The organism is Jujubicoccus corallicola, assembly GCF_047345645.1.
Lineage (GTDB): Bacteria > Pseudomonadota > Alphaproteobacteria > Rhodobacterales > Rhodobacteraceae > JBLEFH01.
Genome location: NZ_JBLEFH010000006.1, coordinates 1 through 24027, shown reverse-complemented (window position 1 = coordinate 24027; position 24027 = coordinate 1). Strand labels below are relative to the sequence as shown.

24 protein-coding genes and 1 tRNA gene are annotated in these 24027 nt (G+C 63.5%); 18 read left to right on the top strand and 7 right to left on the bottom strand.

From position 1 onward, the window contains the following. The first annotated feature begins 39 nt into the window (after positions 1-39). The 10 genes from ACMA5I_RS09770 (at position 40) to mgtE (ending at position 11215) form a co-directional block, all read left to right on the top strand. Positions 40-2322, top strand: coding sequence for a phosphate acyltransferase (locus ACMA5I_RS09770; protein WP_525886081.1), 2283 nt, complete (start codon positions 40-42; stop codon positions 2320-2322). Next, positions 2315-3694, top strand: coding sequence for a hypothetical protein (locus ACMA5I_RS09765; protein ID WP_525886080.1), 1380 nt, complete (start codon positions 2315-2317; stop codon positions 3692-3694). The genes ACMA5I_RS09770 and ACMA5I_RS09765 overlap by 8 nt, the downstream gene beginning before the upstream one ends. 69 nt (positions 3695-3763) lie before the next feature. Continuing rightward, positions 3764-4168, top strand: a complete 405-nt coding sequence (locus ACMA5I_RS09760; protein WP_525886079.1) for a cytidine deaminase — start codon at positions 3764-3766, stop codon at positions 4166-4168. Then, positions 4165-4926 (top strand): deoxyribose-phosphate aldolase, encoded by a 762-nt coding sequence (deoC, locus tag ACMA5I_RS09755; protein ID WP_525886078.1) that lies wholly within the window; start codon positions 4165-4167, stop codon positions 4924-4926. Before ACMA5I_RS09760 ends, deoC begins: the two co-directional genes overlap by 4 nt. Further along, a complete protein-coding gene (gene deoA, locus ACMA5I_RS09750) occupies positions 4926-6236 on the top strand; it encodes a thymidine phosphorylase (RefSeq protein WP_525886077.1) in 1311 nt (436 codons plus the stop codon). Before deoC ends, deoA begins: the two co-directional genes overlap by 1 nt. After that, positions 6233-7423 (top strand): phosphopentomutase, encoded by a 1191-nt coding sequence (locus ACMA5I_RS09745; protein WP_525886076.1) that lies wholly within the window; start codon positions 6233-6235, stop codon positions 7421-7423. Before deoA ends, ACMA5I_RS09745 begins: the two co-directional genes overlap by 4 nt. Then, positions 7420-8388, top strand: a complete 969-nt coding sequence (locus tag ACMA5I_RS09740) for an adenosine deaminase (protein WP_525886075.1) — start codon at positions 7420-7422, stop codon at positions 8386-8388. Before ACMA5I_RS09745 ends, ACMA5I_RS09740 begins: the two co-directional genes overlap by 4 nt. Next, the gene (gene upp, locus ACMA5I_RS09735; RefSeq protein ID WP_525886074.1) at positions 8385-9014 is read left to right on the top strand and encodes a uracil phosphoribosyltransferase; all 630 of its coding nucleotides are present in this window, start codon (positions 8385-8387) and stop codon (positions 9012-9014) included. Before ACMA5I_RS09740 ends, upp begins: the two co-directional genes overlap by 4 nt. A 137-nt stretch (positions 9015-9151) precedes the next feature. Next, a complete protein-coding gene (locus tag ACMA5I_RS09730) occupies positions 9152-9613 on the top strand; it encodes a hypothetical protein (protein WP_525886073.1) in 462 nt (153 codons plus the stop codon). A gap of 219 nt (positions 9614-9832) precedes the next feature. Then, positions 9833-11215: a magnesium transporter gene (gene mgtE / locus ACMA5I_RS09725; protein WP_525886072.1), complete on the top strand. Its 1383-nt coding sequence runs from the start codon at positions 9833-9835 to the stop codon at positions 11213-11215. On the opposite strand, the gene ACMA5I_RS09720 is transcribed toward mgtE, so the two are convergent. Further along, on the bottom strand, positions 11212-12249 hold the full coding sequence (locus ACMA5I_RS09720) for an endonuclease/exonuclease/phosphatase family protein (RefSeq protein WP_525886071.1): 1038 nt from the start codon (positions 12247-12249) through the stop codon (positions 11212-11214). The two genes, mgtE and ACMA5I_RS09720, sit on opposite strands and share 4 nt — an antisense overlap. A 114-nt stretch (positions 12250-12363) precedes the next feature. After that, positions 12364-13338: a hypothetical protein gene (locus ACMA5I_RS09715; protein ID WP_525886070.1), complete on the bottom strand. Its 975-nt coding sequence runs from the start codon at positions 13336-13338 to the stop codon at positions 12364-12366. A 186-nt stretch (positions 13339-13524) separates the two neighbouring features. Here ACMA5I_RS09715 and ACMA5I_RS09710 point away from each other — a divergent pair, with 186 nt between their 5' ends. Further along, on the top strand, positions 13525-14241 hold the full coding sequence (locus tag ACMA5I_RS09710) for an SIMPL domain-containing protein (RefSeq protein WP_525886069.1): 717 nt from the start codon (positions 13525-13527) through the stop codon (positions 14239-14241). Here ACMA5I_RS09710 and ACMA5I_RS09705 read toward each other — a convergent pair whose 3' ends face one another. Together ACMA5I_RS09705 and rlmB are read right to left on the bottom strand one after the other, a co-directional pair. After that, a complete protein-coding gene (locus tag ACMA5I_RS09705) occupies positions 14242-14667 on the bottom strand; it encodes a CoA-binding protein (protein WP_525886068.1) in 426 nt (141 codons plus the stop codon). Positions 14668-14708: 41 nt separating this feature from the next. Next, a complete protein-coding gene (gene rlmB, locus ACMA5I_RS09700) occupies positions 14709-15491 on the bottom strand; it encodes a 23S rRNA (guanosine(2251)-2'-O)-methyltransferase RlmB (RefSeq protein ID WP_525886067.1) in 783 nt (260 codons plus the stop codon). 110 nt (positions 15492-15601) lie between these two features. Between rlmB and ACMA5I_RS09695 the strand changes: the two genes are divergently transcribed. The 3 genes from ACMA5I_RS09695 (at position 15602) to ACMA5I_RS09685 (ending at position 17515) form a co-directional block, all read left to right on the top strand. Beyond that, positions 15602-15687, top strand: a tRNA-Tyr gene (locus tag ACMA5I_RS09695). Between the two features lie 327 nt (positions 15688-16014). After that, entirely contained in the window at positions 16015-16743 is a 729-nt protein-coding gene (locus tag ACMA5I_RS09690) for a hypothetical protein (protein ID WP_525886066.1), read from the top strand. A gap of 145 nt (positions 16744-16888) precedes the next feature. Continuing rightward, on the top strand, positions 16889-17515 hold the full coding sequence (locus tag ACMA5I_RS09685) for an RluA family pseudouridine synthase (RefSeq protein ID WP_525886065.1): 627 nt from the start codon (positions 16889-16891) through the stop codon (positions 17513-17515). A gap of 36 nt (positions 17516-17551) precedes the next feature. Here ACMA5I_RS09685 and ACMA5I_RS09680 read toward each other — a convergent pair whose 3' ends face one another. Continuing rightward, on the bottom strand, positions 17552-18319 hold the full coding sequence (locus tag ACMA5I_RS09680) for an SDR family NAD(P)-dependent oxidoreductase (RefSeq protein WP_525886064.1): 768 nt from the start codon (positions 18317-18319) through the stop codon (positions 17552-17554). Between the two features lie 2 nt (positions 18320-18321). Then, positions 18322-19503: a thiolase family protein gene (locus tag ACMA5I_RS09675; RefSeq protein WP_525886063.1), complete on the bottom strand. Its 1182-nt coding sequence runs from the start codon at positions 19501-19503 to the stop codon at positions 18322-18324. A 123-nt stretch (positions 19504-19626) separates the two neighbouring features. Between ACMA5I_RS09675 and ACMA5I_RS09670 the strand changes: the two genes are divergently transcribed. Together ACMA5I_RS09670 and serB are read left to right on the top strand one after the other, a co-directional pair. Then, positions 19627-20985: a class II 3-deoxy-7-phosphoheptulonate synthase gene (locus ACMA5I_RS09670; protein ID WP_525886062.1), complete on the top strand. Its 1359-nt coding sequence runs from the start codon at positions 19627-19629 to the stop codon at positions 20983-20985. Next, positions 20985-21827, top strand: a complete 843-nt coding sequence (gene serB / locus ACMA5I_RS09665) for a phosphoserine phosphatase SerB (protein ID WP_525886061.1) — start codon at positions 20985-20987, stop codon at positions 21825-21827. The genes ACMA5I_RS09670 and serB overlap by 1 nt, the downstream gene beginning before the upstream one ends. Before the next feature lie 44 nt (positions 21828-21871). On the opposite strand, the gene ACMA5I_RS09660 is transcribed toward serB, so the two are convergent. Beyond that, positions 21872-22516, bottom strand: coding sequence for a PAS domain-containing protein (locus tag ACMA5I_RS09660; protein ID WP_525886060.1), 645 nt, complete (start codon positions 22514-22516; stop codon positions 21872-21874). Between the two features lie 293 nt (positions 22517-22809). On the opposite strand from ACMA5I_RS09660, the gene gmk reads away from it, so the two are divergent. After that, positions 22810-23469, top strand: a complete 660-nt coding sequence (gmk, locus tag ACMA5I_RS09655; protein WP_525886059.1) for a guanylate kinase — start codon at positions 22810-22812, stop codon at positions 23467-23469. After that, positions 23456-23983, top strand: a complete 528-nt coding sequence (locus ACMA5I_RS09650) for a gamma carbonic anhydrase family protein (RefSeq protein ID WP_525886292.1) — start codon at positions 23456-23458, stop codon at positions 23981-23983. Before gmk ends, ACMA5I_RS09650 begins: the two co-directional genes overlap by 14 nt. The last annotated feature ends 44 nt before the right edge of the window (positions 23984-24027 follow it).

Here is a 24027-nt window from a genome sequence, read left to right as displayed (position 1 = left end):
GATGCCTACACTCCTCCGGCACACTAGCGGAGGACGAGCATGGCAGACGATCAAAAACAAAGAACACATCGCGACGCGGCACTGGATTATCACCGTCTGCCCAAGCCCGGTAAGCTGGAGATTCGGGCCACCAAGCCGCTCGCGAACCAGCGCGATCTGGCGCGCGCCTATTCGCCGGGCGTCGCGGAGGCCTGTCTTGAGATCAAGGCGAATGAGAGCGCCGCTCGGGACTACACGGCGCGCGGCAATCTCGTGGCGGTGGTGAGCAACGGCTCGGCGGCGCTTGGGCTGGGGAATATCGGGCCGCTGGCCTCCAAGCCGATCATGGAAGGCAAGGCGGTTCTCTTCAAGAAATTCGCCAATATCGACTGTTTCGATCTGGAGATTGACGAGAGCGACCCCGAAAAGCTCGCCGATATCGTCGCCTCGCTCGCCCCGACCTTTGGCGCGATCAATCTCGAAGACATCAAGGCCCCGGATTGCTTCATCGTGGAGCAGAAATGCCGCGAGAAGATGAATATCCCGGTCTTTCATGACGACCAGCACGGCACCGCGATTGTGGTCGGCGCGGCGGCGACCAATGCGCTGCATATCGCGAAGAAGGATTTTTCGGAGATCAAAGTGGTCTCGACGGGCGGCGGCGCGGCCGGAATTGCTTGCCTCAATATGCTGGTGAAGCTGGGGGTGCGGCGCGAAAATATCTGGCTCTGCGACATTGAGGGGCTGGTTTATAAGGGCCGCGAGAGCGACATGACGCCGCAAAAAGAGGCGTTTGCGCAGGAGAGCGATCTCAGAACCCTCGATGAGGTGATCGAGGGGGCGGATTTCTTCCTTGGCCTCTCCGGGCCGGGGGTTTTGAAAGCCGAGATGGTTGCGAAAATGGCCGAAGCGCCGATTATTTTCGCCCTCGCCAACCCCAACCCTGAGATTGATGTCGAGGCGGCCAAGGCGATTGCGCCGAAGGCGTTGATTGCGACGGGCCGGTCGGATTATCCCAATCAGGTCAACAATGTGCTGTGCTTCCCCTTCATCTTCCGGGGTGCGCTCGATGTGGGCGCGAGCGACATTAATGACGAGATGCAGATCGCCTGTGTCGAGGCGATTGCCAAGCTGGCGCGGGCCACATCGACGGCGGAAGCGGCGGCGGCCTATCAGGGCGAGACGCTGAAATTCGGGCCGGAATATCTGATCCCGAAACCGTTTGATCCGCGCCTTCTGGCGACCGTGGCGAGCGCCGTCGCGAAGGCGGCGATGGATAGCGGGGTGGCGAGCCGCCCCATCGAGAGCCTCCAGCGCTATCGCGAGAAGCTGGATCATTCGGTCTTTAAATCCGCGCTGATTATGAAGCCGATTTTCGAAGCCGCACGGACCCGCTCGCGCCGGGTGATTTTTGCCGAAGGCGAGGATGAGCGCGTGCTGCGCGCCGCGCAGGCGATGATCGAGGAAACGGTGGACAAGCCGATCCTGATCGGTCGCCCGGATGTGGTGCAAAACCGCTGTGACCGGCTGGGGCTGGAGATCCGTCCGGGCACGGATTTCGATCTCATCAACCCCGAGCAGGACGACCGGTTCCGCGACTATTGGGGCACCTATCACAAGCTGATGTGCCGCCATGGGGTGACGCCCTCGATTGCGCAGGCGATCTTGCGGACGAATGCCACGGCGATTGCGGCGGTGGCGGTGCAGCGCGGCGAGGCGGACAGCATGATTTGCGGCACCTTCGGGCAATATCTGTGGCATCTCAACTATGTGGCGCAGATCCTTGGCTCGGAGAAACGGACCCCGGTGGGCGCTTTGTCGATGCTCATTCAGGATGGCGGCGCGCTCTTTGTGGCTGACAGTCAGGTGCTGGCGCAGCCGAGCCCGGAGCAGATCGCGGAGATCACCATCGGCACGGCGCGGCATATGACCCGCTTTGGCCTTGCGCCGAAAATCGCGCTGATTTCGCAGTCGCAATTCGGCTCGCTTGACACGGATGCGTCGCGGCGGATGCGTGCGGCGATGGATATTCTCGACAGCCTTCCGCGCGATTTCGAATATGAGGGCGAAATGAATGTGGACACGGCGCTGGATCCGGCGCTGCGTGAGCGCGATTTCCCGCAGAGCCGCCTCAAGGGCAAGGCCAATGCGCTGGTCTTCCCGTCTGCCGATACGGCGGCGGCGGTGCGCGACACGCTGCGCGCCTCAGCCGGGGCGTTGGAGGTCGGGCCGGTGCTGATGGGGATGAAGAACATGGCCCATATCGTCACCCCGTCGATCACCGCGCGCGGGCTCCTCAACATCGCGGCGCTGGCGGGCACGCCGGTGCAGAACTATGCGTGAGGGCCTGCCGGAGAGCGCCGTGAGCGGCGAGGAACATGACCTGCGCGGTGTCGCGGGGCTGTTTCTGGCGCTGCTCGACAAGGTGAATCTCCGGGCGCTCGATCCTGACGATGCCGTGACCCTGCGCGCGGCGCTGACCTCGGGGCGCGCGCTGGCGGCGCGGCTCGATGAGGTGGTGGCGCAGCTCAATGGCGATGCGGCGACGGAGGCGGCGCAGAGCATCCGCCCGATCCGCGCGCTCGCTGACCGGATCATCGACCGCTGGCAGGGCGTCGCGGCGCATCTCGGCGTGACCGCCTTTCGCGTGGAAGCGGGGGACGGCGCGGGCCGGGCGCTTTTTGCGGACCATCAGCGGCTCGACCGGCTGATCGATAATCTCTTCGGCGCGGCGACCGTGCAGTCCATCGGGGCGGAACTCGCCGCGATTTTCGTCGATGAAGGGGAGGGGCTGGACCTCGTCATTTCCTATGGCGGCGACGGCCCGCGGTTCCTCTCGCGCCATGCCGCGCGCGGTTTGGCGGCAGCGGAGGACAAGGCCGAAGCGCTTGGCCTGACCATCGCGCGGCGCGTGCCTGCCGAGGGCCGCAGCGAGTTGGTGCTGAAACTGCCGGGTGATCTTCTGCTGCCGGGCGGGTTCGCGCCGGAGCGCTTGCCGAACCTCTCGTCCCTGCGGATTGCTATTTCCGGCGTGGATGTGGCGAGCCGCCTGCAAACCGCCGCCATGCTGCGCAGCATGGGCGCGGTGGTGCGCGATGCGGGTGATGCGCTCGACCGGGTGGATATCCTGCTCGTGGACCTTGATGGGCTGGACGGGCGGGAGGCGGCGACGGTCTCGCGGCTCGCGCTCACCGCGCAGAATGTGCCGCTGGTCGCGATGGCCTCCGACCTCTCCGCCTTGCCCGACGATATTGGCGGCATGGTCTCGGCGCTGGCGGGCAAACCGCTCGCCAATCTGGAGGATTTCGGCGGGCTGATGCTGGCCCTCGCCGCCGGGCGCGATCCGGCGGAGGTGCCGCTGGAGCCGCGTCTTTATGAGGAGCTGACCCGCACCGTCGGGCCGGACCTCATGCCCGATATTCTCGGCCAGTTGTCGCATGATCTGAATGATATCGCGGCGCAGCTTGAGGCGGCGCTGGCGGGCCCGACGCGCGGCAAGATCCGGGTGCAGACCCATCTTCTGAGCGCTGTGGCGAGCCTGATTGGCGCGACGCGCTTAGGCAAATTGGCGCGGCAGGTCAGTCATTTGAGCCTTGATGGCGAGGACGAGCCCTTGCGCGATGCCGCCGGAATTTGCCTCCAGGCGGTCCGCGCCCATGCTCGTGACGCAGCGCGCGCCGCGGATCATCGCCGGGAGACCGCGCGCGGCTCTTGAACTTTCGCGCGCCCCGTCCGATGAAGGAAGGGTAAACGCGGCGGCAGAGATCGGCGCGAGGGAGAGTTTATGGATTTGATTGAAAAGGCCCTTGAGGCCATGGCCCGCGCCTATGTGCCCTATTCGCAGTTCCATGTCGGGGCGGCGATCGAGGCGGAAAACGGCGATGTGTTTCAGGGCTGCAATGTCGAGAATGTCGCCTATCCCGAAGGCACTTGCGCCGAAGCGGGGGCGATTGCGGCGATGGTTCTGGGCGGGCAGACCCGGATCAAGCGGATCGCGGTGACGGCGAACGGGTCCGAGACGATCACCCCCTGCGGCGGTTGCCGCCAGAAAATTGCGGAATTTGCGCCGCCCGAAGCCGAGGTGATCCTCGCAGGCCCCGAGGGCGAGCGCGCCAGAATGACAGTGAAAGACTTGCTGCCGGGCGCATTCGCCAAGGCGCATCTTTCGGGAAATGAGGACAAATCATGAGCAAAGACACCCCCGCCCTCCGCGCGCTGAAAGCGCTGGATCTGACAAATCTCGACGAGGCCTGCACGGATGAGGATATCGACGCGCTGATCGCCCGCGCGCAGACCAAATACGGCAATGTCGCGGCGGTGTGCATCTGGCCGCAATTCGTGTCCAAGGCGAAGCGGCAATTGGCGGGCACGGGCATTCGCGTGGCCACGGTCGTGAATTTCCCGTCGGGCATGGATGACAGCAATCTGGTGCGCGAGATGACCGAGAAGGCCGTTGAGGATGGCGCGGATGAGATCGACATGGTGATCCCCTATCCGCTGCTCATCGAGGGCGATATTGGCCCGGTCGCGGCGACGGTGGCGCGGGTGCGCCGCGCGGCGGGCAATGCGCGGGTGAAGGCGATTTTGGAGACTGGGATGCTGCCGGATCCGGACACGATCCGTCTGGCCGCCCGCGAGGCGATTGGCGGCGGCGCGGATTTCATCAAGACCTCGACCGGCAAAGTGCCGATGAATGCGACCCCGGAGGCCGCGCGGATCATGCTTGAGGAGATCAAGGAGTCCGGCAAGAAATGCGGGCTGAAACCCTCCGGCGGGGTGAAAACCGTGGCCGATGCGGAGACCTATCTGGGGCTTTGCGACGAGATCATGGGGGACGGCTGGGCCGATGATCCGGCGCATTTCCGCATTGGCGCGTCCGGCGTTTTGAGCGCGCTTCTGGCCGATCTTGAAGGGCAAGACGTGCCCGAAGCGGGCGAGGGTTACTGATGCTTCCGCAGGAGGTCATCGCGCTGAAACGGGACGGCAAACCGCTGCCCGAAGCGGCCATTCAGGGGTTCGTGGACGGGCTGACCTCCGGGGACTGGTCCGACGCGCAGATCGCCGCGCTCGCCATGGCGATTTTGCTGAACGATCTTGGCAATGACGAGCGCGTCACGCTGACGACCGCGATGCGCGATTCCGGCGATGTGCTGGACTGGGATCTGCCCGGCCCGGTGGTGGACAAGCATTCGACCGGCGGGGTTGGCGACAATGTCTCGCTGATGCTCGCGCCCGCGCTGGCCGCCTGCGGTGCCTATGTGCCGATGATTTCGGGGCGGGGGCTGGGCCATACCGGCGGCACGCTCGACAAATTCGATGCGATCCCCGGCTATGACACCGCGCCGGACTTGGACACGCTGCGGCAGGTCACACGGGACGTGGGTTGCGCGATTATCGGCCAGACGGGGGACATTGCGCCGGCGGATAAGCGGTTCTATTCGATCCGCGACATCACGGCGACGGTGGAGAGCATTGATCTCATCACCGCGTCGATCCTGTCGAAAAAGCTGTCGGCGGGGCTCGATGCGCTGGTTCTCGACGTGAAATGCGGCTCCGGCGCGTTTATGGCGACCCCGGAGCGGGCGCGGCGGCTGGCCGAAGTGCTGGTCGAGGTCGCCAATGGCGCGGGCTGCAAAACCTCGGCGCTGGTCACCGATATGAACGAGCCGCTGGCGAGCGCCGCGGGCAATGCGCTGGAGATGCGCAATGCGGTGGAATTTCTGACTATGCGCGAGGTTGATGGGCGGCTCTGGGATGTGACGACGGCCCTTGGCGGCACGCTTCTGGCGAGCGCGGGTTTGGCGACGGATGCCGAGGATGGCGAGGCGAAAATGGCCGAAGCGTTCCAGTCCGGCGCGGCGGCGGAGCGGTTTGGCCAGATGGTTTCGGCCCTTGGCGGGCCGAGCGATTTCATGGAGCGGTTTAACCATCATCTGCCGGTCGCGCCGATTGTGGAGGAGATTTTCGCGCCGGAGCCGGGCTTTGTGCAAAGCGTGAATGCTCGCGAGATCGGGCAGGGCGTTGTCGAGCTTGGCGGCGGGCGGCGGCAGGTCAGCGATACGCTCGATTATTCGGTCGGCTACGACTGGCTCGTCGGGGTGGGCGATATGGTGGATGGCAGCCGCCCGCTCGCCCGCATCCATGCGGCGACCAGCACGGCGCTGGAAGAGGCGAAGGCGCGGCTTCTTGGGGCCTACGTCCTTGGCGAGACCGCGCCGGAGGAGACGCCGCTCATCCTCGAAAGGATCGCGCCATGACCCGCGCCTTTGTGGTTGTCCTCGATTCCGTCGGCGCAGGCGGCGCGCCCGATGCGGCGGATTTTGGCGATGAAGGGGCGAACACGCTCGGCCATATCCATGCGGCTTGCGCGGCGGGCGAGGCGGAGGAGGAGCGGTCTGGTCCGCTTCGCCTGCCCAATCTGGCGCGGCTTGGCCTGTGGAATGCGGTCGAGGCGGCAAGCGGCTATCGCGGCGATGTGGCGGAGGCACCCGAAGGGTTCTGGGCCGCCGCGACCGAGCATAGCAATGGCAAGGACACACCCTCCGGCCATTGGGAACTCGCGGGCCTGCCGGTCCCCTTCGACTGGTATTACTTCCCGCAGGAGGTCCCGGCCTTCCCCGCGAGCCTGACGGATGCGCTGATCGAAAAGGCGGATCTGCCGGGGATCATCGGCAACAAACACGCCTCCGGGACCAATATCATCGACGAATTGGGGGAGGAGCATATCCGCACCGGCAAGCCGATTTGCTATACCTCGACCGACAGTGTGTTCCAGATCGCCGCCCATGAGGCGCATTTCGGGCTGGAGCGGCTCTATCAGCTTTGCGAAATTGCCGCCGAAATGTTGCACCCGCTGAAGGTTGGGCGTGTCATTGCGCGGCCGTTTGTCGGCGAGAACGGCGAGTTCACCCGCACCCCGAACCGGCATGACTACGCCATCACCCCACCGGGCCGCACGATCTGCGACGCGGTGATCGAGGGCGGCGGGCGGACCATTGCGATTGGCAAGATCCGCGATATTTTCGCCGGGAAAGGTATCAGCGAGGTGCTGAAGGGTAAGGATGACATGGCCCTGTTCGACCAGCTTTTGGTGCAGGCGGAGACGGCGGAGAGCGGGGATTTCGTGTTTACGAACCTCGTGGAATTCGACAGCCTTTACGGCCACCGCCGCGATGTATCGGGCTATGCGCGGGCGCTGGAGGCGTTTGATGCGCGGCTGCCCGAGCTCACCGCCAAGCTGAAAACGGGCGATCTGCTCATCATCACCGCCGATCACGGCAACGACCCGACATGGCGCGGCACGGACCACACCCGCGAGCGTGTGCCGGTGATCGGCCTTGGCGCTGCGGGCGCGTTCGGGATCATCAATTTCGCGGATGTGGGGCAGACGGTGGCGCGCCATCTCGGCCTTTCCCCGCTCGATCATGGAGAGAGTTTCCTGTGAAGAAAATCGAACTGCATTGCCATCTGGAAGGCGCCGCGCCGCCTGATTTCATCCGCCAGAAAGCGGCGGCCAAAAAGCGCGAGCTTGGCGATATTTTCGATGAAAAGGGCAATTATCGCTGGGTCGATTTCGCCGATTTTCTGGAAACTTACGGCAAGGCCTCGGCCATGCTGGAAACGCCGGAGGATTTCCGCGATCTGGTGGAGGAGGTGCTGCGCCACTCCGCCGAGCATGGCGTGATTTACCAAGAGCTGTTCATCGCGCCGGATATTTACGCCGATGGCGATCCGGGGGCGTTTCCCGATTATCTCGCCGCGATGCGCGAGGGCGCAGAGGCGGCCAAGGCCGCGCATGGCATCGAGACGCGGCTCATTTCCACCATCATCCGCAATTTCGGGGCGGAGCGCGCGCGCAAGACGGCGGCGCTCTCAGCCCGCTATGCGGATGATTTCATGACCGGATTCGGCATGGGCGGCGAAGAGCGCATGTATGAGATGAAGGATTTCGCCATGGCCTTTGACGAGGCGCGCGAGGCGGGTTTGGGCATCACGGTTCATGCGGGCGAGTGGCGCGGCGCGCCGGAGGTGGCCGCCGCGCTCGATCACATCCGCCCGGCCCGGATCGGCCACGGGGTGCGCGCGATCGAGGAGGACGATCTCGTCAAGCGGATCGCCGATGAGGGCGTGGTGCTGGAGGTGAACCCGGTCTCCAACATCGTCCTCGGCGTCTTCCCGACCATGGCGCAGCACCCGATCCAGAAACTCCGCGAAGCGGGCGTGAAGGTCACCGTCTCCACCGATGATCCGCCCTATTTCGACACCACGATGAGTCGCGAATATCGCGAGCTTGGCGAGACATTTGGCTGGGAGGAGGAGGATTTCCGCGAAATCAACCTCAACGCCATTGACGCGGCTTTCTGTGATGAGGCAACCAAGGCGCGTTTGCGCAAGGAGTTCAGCTCATGAAAAATCTCACCATCGTCGATCACCCGCTCGTTCAGCATAAACTCACGATCATGCGGGAAAAATCCACTTCGACGAGTGAGTTCCGGCGGCTCCTCAAGGAGATCAGCCATCTGCTTGCCTATGAGGTGACGCGCGATCTGCCGCTGACGACCAAGCAGATCGACACGCCGATGACCGAGATGGAAGCGCCGACGCTCAAGGGCAAGAAACTGGCGCTGATCTCGATTCTGCGGGCCGGAAACGGGCTGTTGGACGGGGTGCAGGAGCTGATCCCCTCGGCCCGCGTCGGCTTTGTCGGGCTCTACCGGGATGAGGAAACGCTGAAGCCGGTGCAATATTACTTCAAGGTGCCGTCGGAGCTGGCCGACCGCCCCGTCATCGCCGTGGACCCGATGCTGGCGACCGGCAACTCGGCGGCGGCGGCGATTGATTTGCTGAAAGAGCAGGGCGCGAAAGACATCCGCTTCCTCGCGCTGCTGGCGGCCCCGGAGGGGGTTGAGACGTTGAGCAAAGCGCATCCCGACGTGCGGATCGTCACGGCGGCGCTGGATGATGGGCTGGACTCGCGCGGCTATATCATGCCGGGGCTTGGGGATGCGGGGGACCGGCTGTTTGGGACGAAGTGAGGGTGTGGCCGCGCGATGCGTAGCCTTCGCGCTCTGAAATAAGCCGGTGATCGCTGCGAAAATGAGGATTTGCTATGCCTGACCGATTGAAACCATGGCAAATCGACCTCATCGAAGCGCTGCCTTCTTTGGTGTTTATGGCGATCTGGCGCGCCACTGGCGATCTTGAGGCGGCAGGCTGGACGGGATGCGCGCTCGCGCTTCTCGTTTTGATTGGCCTGCGGAGCGCACGGGCGCCCTTCAATCCGATTTTCCTCGAGATCAATCTCCATCTGATTGTGATCACGCCGTTGATCATCGGGCTATATCGGTTTGGTGCGAGCGATAGTGCAGCGCGCCTTGAAGGCGTTTCCTATCACGCTGTGCTCGTCACGATCTTTCTGACCGGCCTGATCCTTACGGTGGCATCGCCGCGCGGATTTGTGGGGCAAGACGACCCGCGCAGTACTGGGTCCGTTCGAGCAAAATCAGCGCTGATGCTTGCGGCGAGTTTCATCGGCATCATCTGGGCGTCGTTGAATGACGGGTCCGCTTTTATCGCGGTCGGTCTGCCGATCATCGCGCTGTTTGCGCTGCGGCGCGTGTTGCTGGCACGCTAGAGCTTTGAGGCATCTTCCCGTTTCGGGGCCGGATTGAATAGAGGAGGGCGGTTCCCCGAAAACACCGCCCCTCCACCCCGAAAACTATCCAAAACGTCGCAGGTGAATTCTTCACCGCCACACCAAAACCACCTTCCTACAGCGCCATCCCTTTGCTAAAAGACGCGTGGACGTCCCGTTCCCAGCCCAACATCGCCAACGCCTTCAGGAGAATCGCCCATGAGTGAAATGGACCTCGCCGACGTGATCGAAGATGCGGATGCCTATGAGTTGAAAGCGGCGACGGTCGCGGCGATTTGGGAAGCGGTTGAGAATGAGGATCGCGACCGGCTGCTGGCGTTGCTTGATGGCGAGCATGCGGCGGATATCGCCGACCTTCTGGAGCAGTGGAATCAGGAAAACCGTCTCAAGCTGCTGACGCTTTGGGGCGAGGATCTGGACGGCGATGTGCTGTCGGAGCTGGAAGAGGGCGCGCGGGACCAGATTTTGCAGGATCTGCCGCCGGAACTCCTCTCCGCTGCGGTCAAGGATCTTGAGACCGACGATGTTGTTTACCTGATCGCGGATATGGAGGACGCCGACAAGGCGCATGTCCTCGATGCGCTTGATGCGGCGGACCGGGTCGCCGTCGAGCAATCGCTGACCTATCCCGAGGAGACGGCGGGCCGGATGATGCAGCGCGAGCTGGTGCTGGCGCCGCCGCATTGGACCGTGGGCGATACGATCGACGCGCTTCGGGCCAATGACGATCTGCCGGACGAGTTCTATTCGGTCTATATCGTGGATGAGCGGATGCGGCCCCTCGGGTCGGTCAAGCTTGGGCAGATCATGGCGCGGCCGCGCGACGCCAAGCTGGTCGATCTGATGGACGAGGATTTCCGCACCATCCCGGTCGATCAGCGGCAGGAAGATGTGGCCTATGCGTTCAACCAGTATCACATGGTCACGGCCCCGGTGGTCGATGAGGACGGGCGGCTGATCGGGGTGATCACCATCGACGATGCGATGGAAGTCCTTGAAGATGAAGCGGAAGAGGACATGATGCGCCTCGCCGGTGTGGGCGATGAAGAGATTTCCGACAGCATTTGGGAGACGACCCGCCTGCGCTTTCCGTGGCTGGCGGTGAACCTCATTACGGCGATTGTGGCCTCGTTGGTGATCTCGATGTTCGAATCGACTTTGCAGGCGATTGTGGCGCTGGCGGTGCTGATGCCGATTGTCGCCTCCATGGGCGGGAATGCGGGCACGCAGTCGCTCACCGTCGCGGTGCGCGGTCTGGCAACGCGCGATCTCACGGGCACCAACGCCTGGCGGGTGATCCGCCGCGAAGGGATCGTGGGGCTTTTGAACGGCGCGGCCTTCGCGATCATTATCGGGATCATCGGCACGATCTGGTTCGGGATGCCGATGCTTGGCGTGGTGCTGGCCGTGGCGATGGTCATTAACCTCTTCGTCGCCGGGCTGGCGGGGATTCTCATCCCCATTGTTCTCGACAAATTCGGGGCGGACCCGGCACTGGCCTCCGGCACCTTCGTGACCACCGTGACCGATGTGGTCGGTTTCTTCGCCTTCCTCGGGCTTGCGGGCGTGCTCTTGCTTTAAACCATGGCCGCCAGCGGGCCGTCGAGATCGAGCCAGATCGGGCGGTGATCGCTTGGCCGCTCGGTGCGGCGGCGGCCGCTGCCCTCGACCTCGGCATCGAAAATCTCATGGGCAATCCTGGCATTGCTGACATGGGATTTCAGGCCCGGTGAGACCAGAAAATGATCGAGCAGAAGCGGGCGGTCCTGCACCCCGTCGATGAAATCATCGAAACGGGCGGTGAAGAGGGACGGCGTTTCGACATGGCGCAGGAGCGGGTGATCGAAAAGCAGGTCCGGGTAGAAGGTGCTGCCGAGCAGGATGTCCGTCAGGTTGTGGGTGAGATAGTGTCGCTCGAAGAGATCCGAGCCGGGGCCATCATTGAGATCACCCGCGACGACCACCCGCGCTTCGGGGTCATTGGCGACCAGCGCGTCGAGATAGGTCCGCATCATGAACCCTTCGGCGGAGATGCGGCGGCGGGCCTCCAGCGCCTCGACGATGAAGCTTTGCCGGGTCGCCGGGTCGAGATATTTCGCTTGCCCGTTATGCACATATTTCGATTTGGCATGCATCACGGCGACCCGGACCGGCGCGCTGCCAATGGGGTCGATATCGACGACGAGGGGCAGGCGGGTGAAGTCATACGCCTCCAGCATCATGTCGCCATTCACATCGGCGTCCCACGGGATTTGCAGGGCGCGCGTCACCTCGTCGGTGGCGTAATCCATCGCCGCGATCCCGCCATCCTTGCGCCGCAGGACATACATTTTCTGGGCTCCGCCATCGGCGGCGATGAGCGCCTCATAGTTGTCATCGAGGAAATCGGTGATGAAGAGCCCCATCTCCTGAATCGCGCTCGGCCCTTCCTGAAGGCAGATGAGATCCGGCGCGATGTTCCCGATCACGCGGGCGACGCGGCCCGCGACCTCCCGCGCCTCATCGGGCCAGAGCGAGCCGGGATCATCAGGCGCGAGTTTGCTTCCCCAGACCGGCTCCGCATTGCCCGAGAACCAGTTGTTCATCCATTCGATATTCCAGTTGAGGATTCGCATGGGCCGCTCCTTTTCGCCGCAGTCTAGCAGACCCGCGCGGCAGGTCTGTGACATGCGCCACGCAAAGGGCCGGATGCGGCATGAAAACGCCGCCCGGAGGCGGCGCATTTGCGATTATTGCAGGCCGAGGGTGGCGCTGCGTCCGCCCGAGGCGGTGAGCTGCACCGTGCTGGCGGTGATGTCCGCCACGGTCCAGCCGCCGACGGTTTGGCCCGGCTCGACCCGGACGAATTTGCCGTCGGGCATGCGCAACATGGCGCGGCGCGCGCCGGAGCCGCCGAAGATCCCGATGATCCGAATCCCGCGATTGCTGCCCGCCGAGGGTTGCGAGGGCTGTTGCGGAGCAGGGGTCGCCTGCTGCGGAGCAGGGGTCGCCTGCTGCGGAGCCGGGGTCGGGGCGGGTGTTGGTGCCGGCGTGGGCGCGGGAGCGGGAGCCGGGGTTGGCGCCGGCGCCGGTGTCGGAGTCGGTGCGGGACGCGGGGCCGGATCGGGTTGGCGCGCCGGTGCGGGCGCGGGTTCCGGTTCCGGCTGCGGCGCAGGACGCGGGGTCGAGGCCGGACGCGAGGCGCGCTCGCGCTGCTCATCCCACCGGCGCTGCATCGCGGCGGTCCGCTCGCGCGGTGTCATCACGCCGTCAGGCACTGGGGTCAGCGACGCGGTGCGGGTCTCTTCCTCCGCAGGTTCCGGGCGCTCGCGGGTTTCGGGCCGGGCTTGCGGTTTCAGCCCGCCATCGAGATCGGCCATATTCACCGACCCGGAAGGCGCTTGCGCCGGAGCGTCCCCGGACGCGCTTTCCGCATCCTCCGGGCGCGGTTCGGGCCGCAAACCGGCGGTGCTGGGGTTGCCCGAGTTCGCAGACGCAGCGGGCCGGGCTGGCGGCGAGGTGCGAGCGCGCGGTGTCATGATGGGATTGGCCGAGGCGGCGCTGGTGGCTGGCGCGGCAGCGGGTTCCGCACTCGGTTCGGAAGGCGCGCTGATCCCGGCGGGCCGGGCGCGCGGTGTCATATCCTGCGCGAGGACCATCGGCGCGGCGGTCAGCCCGCTTCCAAGGAGCGTGGCCAGAATCAACGGCGTGCGTTTTGCAATCATAATAAGCCTCTGCTCGCGGGCAGTTCTCCGCCCGATTACCTCTTTCGGCCACGTCACGGACCGTTTCCCAGCACTATAAATCGCGGCATCGCTCATGGCCAGAAGAACCCCAAAAATGTGACAAAAAGGTGAGTGGACGAGGGCGGGCCGGGCGCGCAGGATGACGCCGCATAAGGAGTTCTCATTATGAAAAAATTGGTTAAATCTTCCCTTACAGTCGCGCTTCTTGCGCTGCCTTTTGCGGGTTTTGCGCAGGAAAGCGCGCCGCAGAGCCCGCCGCGCCTTATCAGCGTGACCGGCGAGGGTGAAGTGACCGCGAGCCCTGATTTCGCGACCATTCGTCTCGGCGTGCGCGAGGAAGCGGACACAGCGGAGGCGGCCATGCAAGCGGCGGCGGAGAAAATGTCGCAGATTTTCAGCGGTCTGGAAGAGGCCGGGATCGCGCCCGAGGATATGCAGACGAGTCAGCTGCGCCTTGGCCCGGTCTATAGCTACCCCGAACGGAGCCAGCCGCAGCTTGAGGGCTACGAGGCGCAGAACACGCTGGCGATCCGGCTGCGCGATATCGACACGATGGGCGAGACGCTGGACACGCTGACAAGCCTTGGTGCGAATGACATTCAGGATATCGGGTTTGACATCGAGGACCGCGCGCCGCTCAGCGACGAGGCAATGCAGGCGGCGGTGGTCGATGCGCGCCGCAAGGCGGAGCTTCTCGCCGAAGCGGCGGGTGTGACATTGGGCGATGTGGAGAGCATTAATATCGGCGGGCGCTCCGGCCCGGTGCCGGTGGTGGCCGTGGGACGGATGGCGATGGCCGAAGATTCGTCGGCGAAAACACCAATCGCGGCGGGCGAGCTCACCATCTCCAGCACGGTCCAGATCACCTATGGTATCGAGTAATTAGCCGCTTTTCTCCAAGCGCTTATGTTCGATCTTGGTGCATTTGTTCTGCACCACATCCCAACCGGCGGCGCGGGCAACCTGCGCCGCTTCTTCATTCTGGATCCCAAGCTGCATCCAGATCGTTCGCCCTTCGCCATCGGGAAAGGCCGCGAGCGCTTCGCCGACCACGGGGGGAATATCCTCGGAGCGGCGGAAGATATCGACCATATCCACGTGAATTTCATCCGGAATATCCGCGAGCGACGCATAGGTGATCTCGCCGAGGTGTTTCTCCCCCGCAATGCCGGGATTGATAGGGATCACGCGATAGCCGTGATGCGCGAGATAATGGCCGACCGCATGGGACGCCCGCTCGGGCTTGGGCGAAAACCCGACCAGCGCAATCGTTTTGGTGCGGGTGAGAATCTCATCAATATCAGCCATCTGCGCCCCTGTTTCCGAAATGATGCTGGAATGATGCGCCTTTACGCGCCGCGCGGCAAGCTTGCATAGAGCGCGACGGCGGCGGCGTTCGACACATTGAGCGAGCCGAAGCTGCCTTGCGCGGGCAGGCGGCCGAGTTTGTGGCAGGTCTCGCGGGTCAGTTGCCGCAGCCCCGGACCCTCCGCACCAAGCGCGAGCGCCAGCGGCACATCGGGAAGCTGGCCGAGAACGTCGGCCACCGTTTCCTCCGCCTCGCCATCGAGGCCGAGGATGAAATAGCCCATTTCTTTCAGCGCGTTCATGGCGTTGGCGAGGTTCTTGACCCGCAGATAGGGCTGCCGCTCCAGCGCGCCCGAGGCGGTTTTCGCCAGCGCCCCGGTTTCCGGCGCACTGTGCCGATGCGGCGCAATGACTGCCCGCGCGCCAAACACCTCCGCCGAGCGCAGAATCGCACCGATATTATGCGGGTCCGTCACCCGGTCGAGCAGCAGCACCCGCGGCGCGTCATTGTCGATCCGGCACAGCTCCGACACCGATCCCCAATCGAGCGGGGAGACTTCCACCGCCGCGCCCTGATGTACCGATTGCGGATCGAGCGGCGCGTTGAATTTGCGCGCATCCGCGATCTCCGGCGTCATCCGGCTGGCCGCCAGCGCGTCCTCCAGCTTGTTCGCCGCGTTGAGCGTGAGGATTAGACGGTGCTTCTTGCGGTTCGGGTTCATCAGCGCATCGCGCACCGCATGGATGCCAAACAGCCAAACCCGTTCCGGCCCGGCTTTGCTGCGCTCCTTGTCGATCACCCATTGAGGTTTTTTCTGTGCCATAGCGCGGGTGTGACCGATTGCGGCGCTTTGTGCAAGCGAGTCCCAAAAATTTGGACTTCTCTTGTTGACGCCGCTTTGCACCTCCCGTATCAGTCCCTCCACGCACCACCGGGGAGGTGGCAGAGCGGTCAAATGCAACGGACTGTAAATCCGTCGGGGCAACCCTACGCTGGTTCGAATCCAGCCCTCCCCACCACGTCTTTTCATGTGGTGTTTTCCTGAAAAAAGAGCCGCGCTTGACCGTCTATCGGTTTCCGATGCCGTCGGCGCCTTTCCCATCTTCCAAATGACAATCTGCCGCATTGCGGCATCGTTAACCTTTGCCTTATTCCGCGCGGAAGGCGCGCTTGGCTGCGCCAATATATCGCGCTTTTTCGGAAGAGTTTTATTTTAAAATTTTAAGAACAAAGTGCAATGTTTTCAGGACATTATGCGTTGCGAATCGACATGTAATTTTTTAACCAGCCACGTGTTAACGGAAGGTTAACGCTTCAAAAGTCTTAGAAGAAAAGGAGTAGTGGGTATGGGTTTTTCTTTTACGAATCCGTTTAGCGGGTTGCTCTCATTTGCTGGTCATGTGGTGGAAAATGTGGCGACCGGGCTGGCCAATGGCATCAGCACCGCGGTGAGTGTCGTCGATGAAGGGCTGAGCCATGTGGGCAATGTCATCGCCGATAGCACCGCGCATATTCCGGTGATTAACGGCGTGACGGCGGGCCTCGCGACCATCGTTGACGATGCGACCGATGCGGTGGAAATCGTCGCGCATCACGCCATGATGATGGTGGCCGAGGCGGGCCAGGCGGTCGAGACCGTGGCGAGCACCGTGGGCGACAGTCTCGATGCGGTGGCGAGCGGCGATCTCGATTGCGTGGCCTATATCCTCAAGGATGGTCTGGGCGAAATTCTCGTGGCCAATCAGCAATATACTGCGGCGCATATCGCGCATGACGTGGAGCTGGTGATGATCCCGATCGGCATGGTGTCCGAAGCGGGCAGCGAGATCCTCGAAGGCATTCTCGGCGATAATTTCATCTCCGACGCGCCGCTGATCCTCGATGATGTGCAGCATCTGGCGATTGATGCGGGTCTTTACGACAGCCTGCTGGTCCCGGCCATGGAAGCCTATGCGGACGCCAACAGCGCGATCTTCGGCGATGATTACGAGGTGCTGACCCATGCCGATATGGGCATGGGCTATCTCTGGGATCACCCGATGAACGCCGAGATGGACATGTTCGCTCTGGCCTGAATCGCGCCAAAGCGCCTGCCGGGCGTTTGTGCGAGAGGCGAGGCGGATCATTGTTCCCACGTCTCGCCGGAGGGTCTCCCAATCGGGAGGCCCTTTTTTCTGCGCGCGGCTTTTCCGGGCGGGCAAATCATGAGATGAGAACGCCATGAAACCCGCGCCGCTCCTCCATTACACTCCGCCGACCGATCCGATCCGGGTGCTGCACCGGGACGCGGATTTGCTGGTGGTCGAAAAACCGGCGGGGCTGTTGTCTGTGCCGGGGAAGGATCCGGCTCATGCGGATTGCCTGATCACGCGGCTGGAAGGCGAGGGCGCGCTTCTCATCCACCGGCTCGATATGGACACCTCGGGCGTGATGGTATTTGCGATGAACCGGCCCGCGCAGCGGCATCTGGGGCTGCAATTCGAGCGGCGGCATGTGGCTAAAACCTATGAAGCGCTGGTTGAGGATAAGCCGGGTGTCGGCGGTGTGATCGACCTGCCGTTGGTGTGTGACTGGCCGAACCGACCGCTGCAAAAAGTATGTCATGAGACCGGGCGACCCGCACGAACGGAGTGGCGCAGGATCGGGCCGTCGCGGCTGGAACTCACGCCGTTGACGGGCCGCTCGCATCAGTTGCGGGTGCACTTGAAGGAACTAGGGCATCCTATTGTCGGGGATCGGTTTTATGGCACGGAAGGCGCGCGGCTCTGCCTGCACGCGACGCGGCTGGAGCTCTATCACCCGGCAGATGGACGGCGCGTCGCCTTTGAGAGCGCCGCGCCGTTTTAGGGTTTTATTTTCGCGCCTTACCCCGCGATCTTCATGTTATTTCGGAGCCATCCGCAGCGCGCCGTCGAGACGGATCGTCTCGCCGTTCAGCATGTTGTTCTGCGCAACGGCCATGACCAGCGCGGCATATTCGCCGGGATCGCCGAGGCGGGACGGGAAGGGCACCTGCGCGCCGAGACTGTCCTGCGCCTCTTTGGGCAGGCTTTGCAGCATCGGCGTGAGGAACAGGCCCGGCGCAATCGCGACGACGCGGACCCCGAGGCGGTGAAGATCTCGCGCCATCGGCAGGGTCATCGCGGCGACGCCACCCTTGCTGGCCGCATAGGCGATCTGGCCGATCTGCCCGTCCATCGCTGCGATGGAGGCGGTGTTGATGATGACCCCGCGGCTGCCATCGGCATCGAGCGGGTCGAGCGCGGTCATGCCCGCCGCCGCTTGGCTCGCGACGTTGAAGGTGCCGATCAGGTTCACGCCGACGGTTTTCTGGAACAGCTCCGCGTCATGCGGGTTGCCGTCGCGGTCCACCGTCTTGGCGGCGAAGGCGACACCGGCGCAGTTGACCGCCAGCCGCTCCGGGCCATTCGCGGCGCGCGCTTTGTCGAACCCGGCGCCGACGGAAGCGGGGTCCGTCACATCAACTTCGCAGAACACGCCGTTGATCTCCTTGGCAAAAGCCTCGCCCTTCTCCGCATCCCGATCAAAGATCGCGACTTTGACACCCGCGTCGCTCAGTGCCGCCGCCGTGGCCGCGCCGAGACCAGATGCGGCGCCGGTGACGACCGCAGATATTCCATTCAAATCCATGCTCAAACCCTTTCGATAGCCAGCGCGGTGCCTTCACCGCCGCCGATGCAAATGGCGCTCATGCCGCGTGTTTTGCCGGTCTGTTCCAGCGCGTTCAGCAGCGTGACGAGGATCCGCGCGCCGGAGGCCCCGATGGGGTGGCCGAGCGCGCAGGCCCCGCCATAGATGTTCATCTTCTCGCGCGGCACATTCAGCTCCTGCATCAGCGCCATGGGGACGACCGCGAAGGCCTCGTTAACCTCCCAGAGATCGACATCCTCGACAGTCCAATCGAGGCGCTCCAGCAGCTTTTTCACCGCAGGCACGGGGGCGGTCGAGAACCATGCCGGTTCCTGCGCATGGGTGGCGTGACCCAAAATCCGCGCGCGGATCGGCAGGCCCTGCGCTTTCGCCTCGCTCTCGCGCATCAGCACCAGCGCCGCCGCACCGTCTGAAATCGACGACGCGTTGGCAGCGGTCACCGTGCCATCCTTGGCAAATGCGGGCTTCAATTGCGGGATCTTGTCGGGACGGGCGTTCTGCGGCTGCTCATCGGTCGCGATCTCTGTATCGCCCTTGCGGGTGGACACCGTGACCGCCGCGATCTCTTTGCCGAACGCGCCGCTTTCGGTCGCCTTCAGCGCGTTGTCGAGCGAGCCGAGCGCATAATCGTCCTGCGCCTCGCGGGTAAACTGATATTTGCGGGCGCAATCCTCGGCGAAGGTGCCCATGAGACGGCCCTTGTCATAAGCGTCCTCCAGCCCGTCGAGGAACATCGAATCCTGCGTGACCTGATGGCCGATCCGCGCGCCGCCGCGCATTTTCGGGATGAGGTAAGGCGCGTTGGTCATGCTCTCCATGCCGCCCGCGACGATCACATCGCCATTGCCTGCGCGGAGCTGATCATAGGCCATCATCGCCGCCTTCATGCCCGAGCCGCACATTTTGTTCAGCGTGGTCGCGGGGACATCCTGCGGGAGCCCGGCGTGAAACCCGGCCTGCCGGGCAGGGGCCTGACCTTGGCCCGCGGGCAGAACGCAGCCCATCAAAAGCTCGTCCACCTCCGGGTTGCCTGCATCGTCCAGCGCCGCGCGGATCGCCGCGCCGCCAAGTTCGCTCGCGGTCAGTGGGGCCAGCGCGCCCTGAAACCCGCCCATAGCGGTGCGCTTTGCGCCGACAATCACAATCGGATCCTGATCTGACATTAAATGACCTCCCGTTCAGTTTCGTTTACATTACTTTGCCGCGATGCAGAAATCCAGCGTTTCGGCTCTGGTCAATCCTAACGCAGATGCCTATTCTCCGCCCATAATTTTAAGGAGAGTCCCATGACCCGTGATTGGACGAAAAGCGATTGGCGCAAGAAAGACCGGATCCAGATGCCAGATTATCCCGACCAGGGTGCTCTGGGTGAAGTGGAGACCCTGCTTGCCTCCTATCCGCCGCTCGTTTTTGCGGGCGAGACGGCACGGCTCAAGCAGGAATTGGCGGAAGTGGCCGAGGGCCGCGCGTTCCTTTTGCAAGGGGGCGATTGCGCGGAGAGCTTTGCCGAGTTCCGCGCCGACAATATTCGCGACACCTTCAAGGTGATGCTCCAGATGGCGGTGGTCCTGACATGGGGCGCGAAAATGCCGGTGGTGAAAATCGGGCGGATGGCCGGGCAGTTTGCCAAGCCGCGCTCCGCGCCGACCGAGACCGTGGGCGGCGAGGAGCTTCCGAGCTACCGCGGCGACATCATCAACGACATCGCTTTCACGCCGGATGCGCGGATCCCCGATCCGGCCCGGATGCTGCGCGCCTACACGCAGGCGGCGGCGTCGCTGAACCTGCTGCGCGCGTTCAGCCAGGGCGGCTATGCGGATATTCACCGCGTCCATAGCTGGAACAGCGATTTCGCCGCGGGCGGCGAAGGATATGCGCAATATCAGCATCTTGCGGACCGGATTTCCGACAGTCTCGACTTCATGGAAGCCGCCGGGATCACGGGCGAGAGCGTCGATGCGCTTGCGAAGGTGGATTTCTACACCTCCCATGAGGCGCTCCTGCTAGAGTATGAAGAAGCGCTCTGCCGGACGGACTCGATCAGCGGCAAGCCCGTGGCAGGCTCTGGTCACATGATCTGGATCGGCGACCGGACCCGTCAGCCCGATGGCGCGCATGTGGAGTTCTGCCGGGGCGTTCAGAACCCGATTGGCCTCAAATGCGGCCCGAGCATGGAGACGGATGATCTCAAACGTCTGCTCGCCGCGCTCAACCCGGAGAACGAGGCCGGGCGTCTCACGCTCATTGCGCGGTTCGGGCAGGGCAAGGTGGGGGACCATCTGCCGAAACTCATCAAGGCGGTTGAGGAAGAGGGCGCGAAGGTCGTCTGGTCCTGCGATCCGATGCACGGCAACACGATCAAATCGGAGAGCGGCTTCAAGACGCGGCCCTTCGATTCCGTGCTGGGTGAGGTCACCGAGTTCTTCGACATTCACGCGGCCGAAGGCACCTATGCGGGCGGCGTCCATTTCGAGATGACGGGCCGCGATGTGACCGAATGCACCGGCGGCGCGAGCGATGTGAAGGATGAGGATCTGAGCCTGCGCTACCACACCGCCTGCGATCCGCGCCTCAATGCGGAGCAGTCGCTGGAGCTCGCCTTCCTCATCGCGCACCGCATGGAAGAGACGCGGAAAGGCCGCTGATGCCGGTTCTCGTTCTGACCTCTGCTGGCGGCGTCTCGTCGGATCATGTCGAGGCGGCGCTGGCGAGTTGCGCCGCGCCCGGTGCGCCGAACCGGTTGGCCGATACGGCGGTGGAGATCCCGTGCGCCGCGGCGGCGGTGTCGCTCCGCGGTGTGGATTGCAACCTGCTCCCCGATGGTGTGCGCGAGAAAAAGCTGCTCATCGCCGATATGGACAGCACGATGATCACCGTCGAATGCATTGACGAGCTGGCCGATTATGCCGGGGTCAAGGCCAAAGTCGCGGAGATCACCGAGCGGGCCATGCAGGGCGAGCTGGATTTCGAAGGCGCGCTCACCGAGCGTGTGGCGCTGCTCAAAGGCTTGCCGCTGTCGGCGCTCGATCAATGCTATGCCGAGCGGGTGCATCTGTCTCCCGGCGCGGCGGTCGCGGTGAAAACCATGGCTTCGCGCGGCGCGATGACGGCGCTGGTCTCGGGCGGCTTCACGGCGTTTTCGTCCAAGGTGGCCGAGGCGGCGGGCTTCCTGTCCCATCAGGCCAATGTTCTGCTTGATGATGGCGAGACGCTGACCGGCGATGTGGCGCGGCCCATCCTCGGGCGCGATGCCAAGGCCGAAGCGCTGGCGAAGATCTGCGCCGAGCGCGGGATTGAGGCGAGCGACGTGATGGCCGTTGGCGATGGTGCCAATGATCTGGCGATGATCGAGGCGGCAGGTTTAGGCGTGGCTTACAAGGCGAAGAAAACGCTGCGCGATGCGGCGACGGCGCGGCTCGATCATTCTGATCTGACGGCGCTTCTGGCGCTGCAAGGGATCCCGGAAACCGACTGGGTTCGCGACTGACAAAACCCGCCAAGCGCGGGTTTCTCTTTATCTGGCTAAAGCGTTTAATCCTCGTTCGGCACCACCCGCAGATCAGCGGTGTTCGCGGGCGTGCGCCGCCCGCCGCCCTGAATGGTGCGCAGACGCGGCGTTCCCGGCTCCGGCCCTGCGAAGGCGGCTTGCGCGGGCTCGCCGAAACCGGGTAGGGGCGCGCTGTCAAAGCCCTGTTCTTCATAGATGATCCGGTCGATCGAGAGCGACTGGATGGTCAGTTTCTGCGGCCCGCCGAGCTCCGTCACCCGGCTGCTGATGACCCCAAGCCCGCGGGAGATTTCGCCAAAATCGCTGAGCATCGGCATCAGGATCATGTCGGCGGCTTCCTTGCCCTCGCTCTCGCGCACCCCGGCAAAACGCACACGCATGATGCCCGGTGTCTCGAACATCTTTTTCAGCCCGTCCTCGAATTGCGGGCGGCTCTCCATGTCGAAAAGGTTGGAGGGCCGCATCCCGCGCAGTTCCATCCCGGCGAGTGAACACATATAGGCGCCGGCCAGACGGATGCGCACATTGACGGCGTTGAGCCGCTCGACGATGAAAAGCTGCTCCAGCGTGCCTTCGATCTGGCGCGGGTCGAGTTCAGAACGATAGGGCGCGCGACGACCGGCGCGGAGGGTCTCCCAGTAACTTAGAACCTTATGCACTGTGTCCATCGGGTGCCCTCTCCTGACATGTCCCGGCAGCATTTAACCGAACATATACCAAATCGACCCGGTTTTCTCAATCACGGCGTCTCGAACAGATTAAGCAAATCGATGTGGCTTTGCCATAATAACTTACAAAAGATTACTGGAATTTTTCGTGATGAGTTAATGATTTATAAAGGTTTGGTTAACCTTGCGCGGAAGTTTCTGTCTTTATTTGGCCTTAGCTGTGACACCCTCCGGGCATTGCTCTGCGCCGCGCTGCGCGTTAAGCCAAGGCAAATGTCGCAGAAGGGCCATTCATGACCACACCAGATTTTCGCCGCGGTTTGCTCATCATCCTGTCCTCACCTTCGGGGGCGGGCAAATCGACCCTCTCGCGGCGGCTTCTGGAGGATGACCCGCAGGTGAATTTCTCCGTTTCAGCCACGACTCGCGCGCCGCGTGAGGGGGAGGTGGACGGAAAGGATTACCATTTCAAATCCCGCGCGGATTTCGAGCATCTGGTCGAGACCGGCGGGATGTTGGAACATGCGACGGTCTTCGGCAATCTTTATGGCAGCCCGCGCGCGCCGGTCGAGGCGGCGATCGAGGCGGGGCGCGACGTGCTTTTCGATGTGGACTGGCAGGGCGGGCAGCAGATCCGCAACTCGCCGCTGCGCCATGACACGGTGTCGGTCTTTATCCTGCCGCCCTCCATCGCTGCGCTGGAAACCCGGCTTCGGACCCGCGCGCAGGACAGCGAAGAGACGGTGGCCCGCCGCATGGCGCAAAGCCGCAGTGAAATTTCGCATTGGGCGGAATATGATTATGTTCTGATCAATGATGATCTGGCGAAATGCGAGGCGGAGCTTCGGGCGATCCTGACGGCGGAGCGCTTGCGGCGGGAGCGCCGTCCGGGGCTGAATGCCTTTGTGAAGGGGCTGAACATCGAATTTGAGGAGGGCGATCATGCTGTATGAACTGGAAGGACGGGTGCCGCAGGTGGCGAAGAGCGCGTGGATCGCGCCAAATTGCCATGTGATCGGGGATATCGTGCTCGAAGAGGACAGCTCCGTCTGGTTCGGCTGCGTTCTGCGCGGCGACAATGAGCAGATCCGCCTCGGCGTCGGGAGCAATCTTCAGGAATATGTGGTCTGCCACACCGATATGGGCTTCCCGCTGACCATCGGGCGCAATTGCACCATCGGGCATAAGGCGATGCTCCATGGCTGCACGATTGGCGACAACACGCTGGTCGGCATGGGCGCGACGGTGCTGAATGGCGCGAAGGTCGGCAAGAACTGCCTGATCGGGGCGGGGGCGCTGGTCACGGAAGGTAAGGAGATCCCGGACGGCTCGCTCGTCGTCGGCGCGCCCGGCAAGGTGGTGCGCGCGCTCGATGAAGAGAGCATCGCGGCGCTGGAAACATCGGCGCAGAACTACCAAGCCAATGCCCGGCGATTCCGCGCCCATCTCAAAGAGATCAAAGAATAAGGGGCCGGGGGGGGGGGGGGGGGGGGGGGGGGGGGGGGGGGAGG

Bases quoted from the DNA above. Each gene is read 5' to 3' on its own strand.
- ACMA5I_RS09710 (WP_525886069.1), top strand. From the start codon at position 13,525: ATGAAAAAATTGGTTAAATCTTCCCTTACAGTCGCGCTTCTTGCGCTG.
- ACMA5I_RS09730 (WP_525886073.1), top strand. From the start codon at position 9,152: ATGGCGATCTGGCGCGCCACTGGCGATCTTGAGGCGGCAGGCTGGACG.
- ACMA5I_RS09675 (WP_525886063.1), bottom strand. From the start codon at position 19,503: ATGTCAGATCAGGATCCGATTGTGATTGTCGGCGCAAAGCGCACCGCT.
- ACMA5I_RS09685 (WP_525886065.1), top strand. From the start codon at position 16,889: ATGAAACCCGCGCCGCTCCTCCATTACACTCCGCCGACCGATCCGATC.
- mgtE (WP_525886072.1), top strand. From the start codon at position 9,833: ATGAGTGAAATGGACCTCGCCGACGTGATCGAAGATGCGGATGCCTAT.
- ACMA5I_RS09705 (WP_525886068.1), bottom strand. From the start codon at position 14,667: ATGGCTGATATTGATGAGATTCTCACCCGCACCAAAACGATTGCGCTG.
- ACMA5I_RS09670 (WP_525886062.1), top strand. From the start codon at position 19,627: ATGACCCGTGATTGGACGAAAAGCGATTGGCGCAAGAAAGACCGGATC.
- serB (WP_525886061.1), top strand. From the start codon at position 20,985: ATGCCGGTTCTCGTTCTGACCTCTGCTGGCGGCGTCTCGTCGGATCAT.
- ACMA5I_RS09760 (WP_525886079.1), top strand. From the start codon at position 3,764: ATGGATTTGATTGAAAAGGCCCTTGAGGCCATGGCCCGCGCCTATGTG.
- ACMA5I_RS09720 (WP_525886071.1), bottom strand. From the start codon at position 12,249: ATGCGAATCCTCAACTGGAATATCGAATGGATGAACAACTGGTTCTCG.
- ACMA5I_RS09680 (WP_525886064.1), bottom strand. From the start codon at position 18,319: ATGGATTTGAATGGAATATCTGCGGTCGTCACCGGCGCCGCATCTGGT.
- ACMA5I_RS09765 (WP_525886080.1), top strand. From the start codon at position 2,315: ATGCGTGAGGGCCTGCCGGAGAGCGCCGTGAGCGGCGAGGAACATGAC.
- ACMA5I_RS09690 (WP_525886066.1), top strand. From the start codon at position 16,015: ATGGGTTTTTCTTTTACGAATCCGTTTAGCGGGTTGCTCTCATTTGCT.
- deoA (WP_525886077.1), top strand. From the start codon at position 4,926: ATGCTTCCGCAGGAGGTCATCGCGCTGAAACGGGACGGCAAACCGCTG.
- upp (WP_525886074.1), top strand. From the start codon at position 8,385: ATGAAAAATCTCACCATCGTCGATCACCCGCTCGTTCAGCATAAACTC.
- gmk (WP_525886059.1), top strand. From the start codon at position 22,810: ATGACCACACCAGATTTTCGCCGCGGTTTGCTCATCATCCTGTCCTCA.
- deoC (WP_525886078.1), top strand. From the start codon at position 4,165: ATGAGCAAAGACACCCCCGCCCTCCGCGCGCTGAAAGCGCTGGATCTG.
- ACMA5I_RS09745 (WP_525886076.1), top strand. From the start codon at position 6,233: ATGACCCGCGCCTTTGTGGTTGTCCTCGATTCCGTCGGCGCAGGCGGC.
- ACMA5I_RS09770 (WP_525886081.1), top strand. From the start codon at position 40: ATGGCAGACGATCAAAAACAAAGAACACATCGCGACGCGGCACTGGAT.
- rlmB (WP_525886067.1), bottom strand. From the start codon at position 15,491: ATGGCACAGAAAAAACCTCAATGGGTGATCGACAAGGAGCGCAGCAAA.
- ACMA5I_RS09715 (WP_525886070.1), bottom strand. From the start codon at position 13,338: ATGATTGCAAAACGCACGCCGTTGATTCTGGCCACGCTCCTTGGAAGC.
- ACMA5I_RS09660 (WP_525886060.1), bottom strand. From the start codon at position 22,516: ATGGACACAGTGCATAAGGTTCTAAGTTACTGGGAGACCCTCCGCGCC.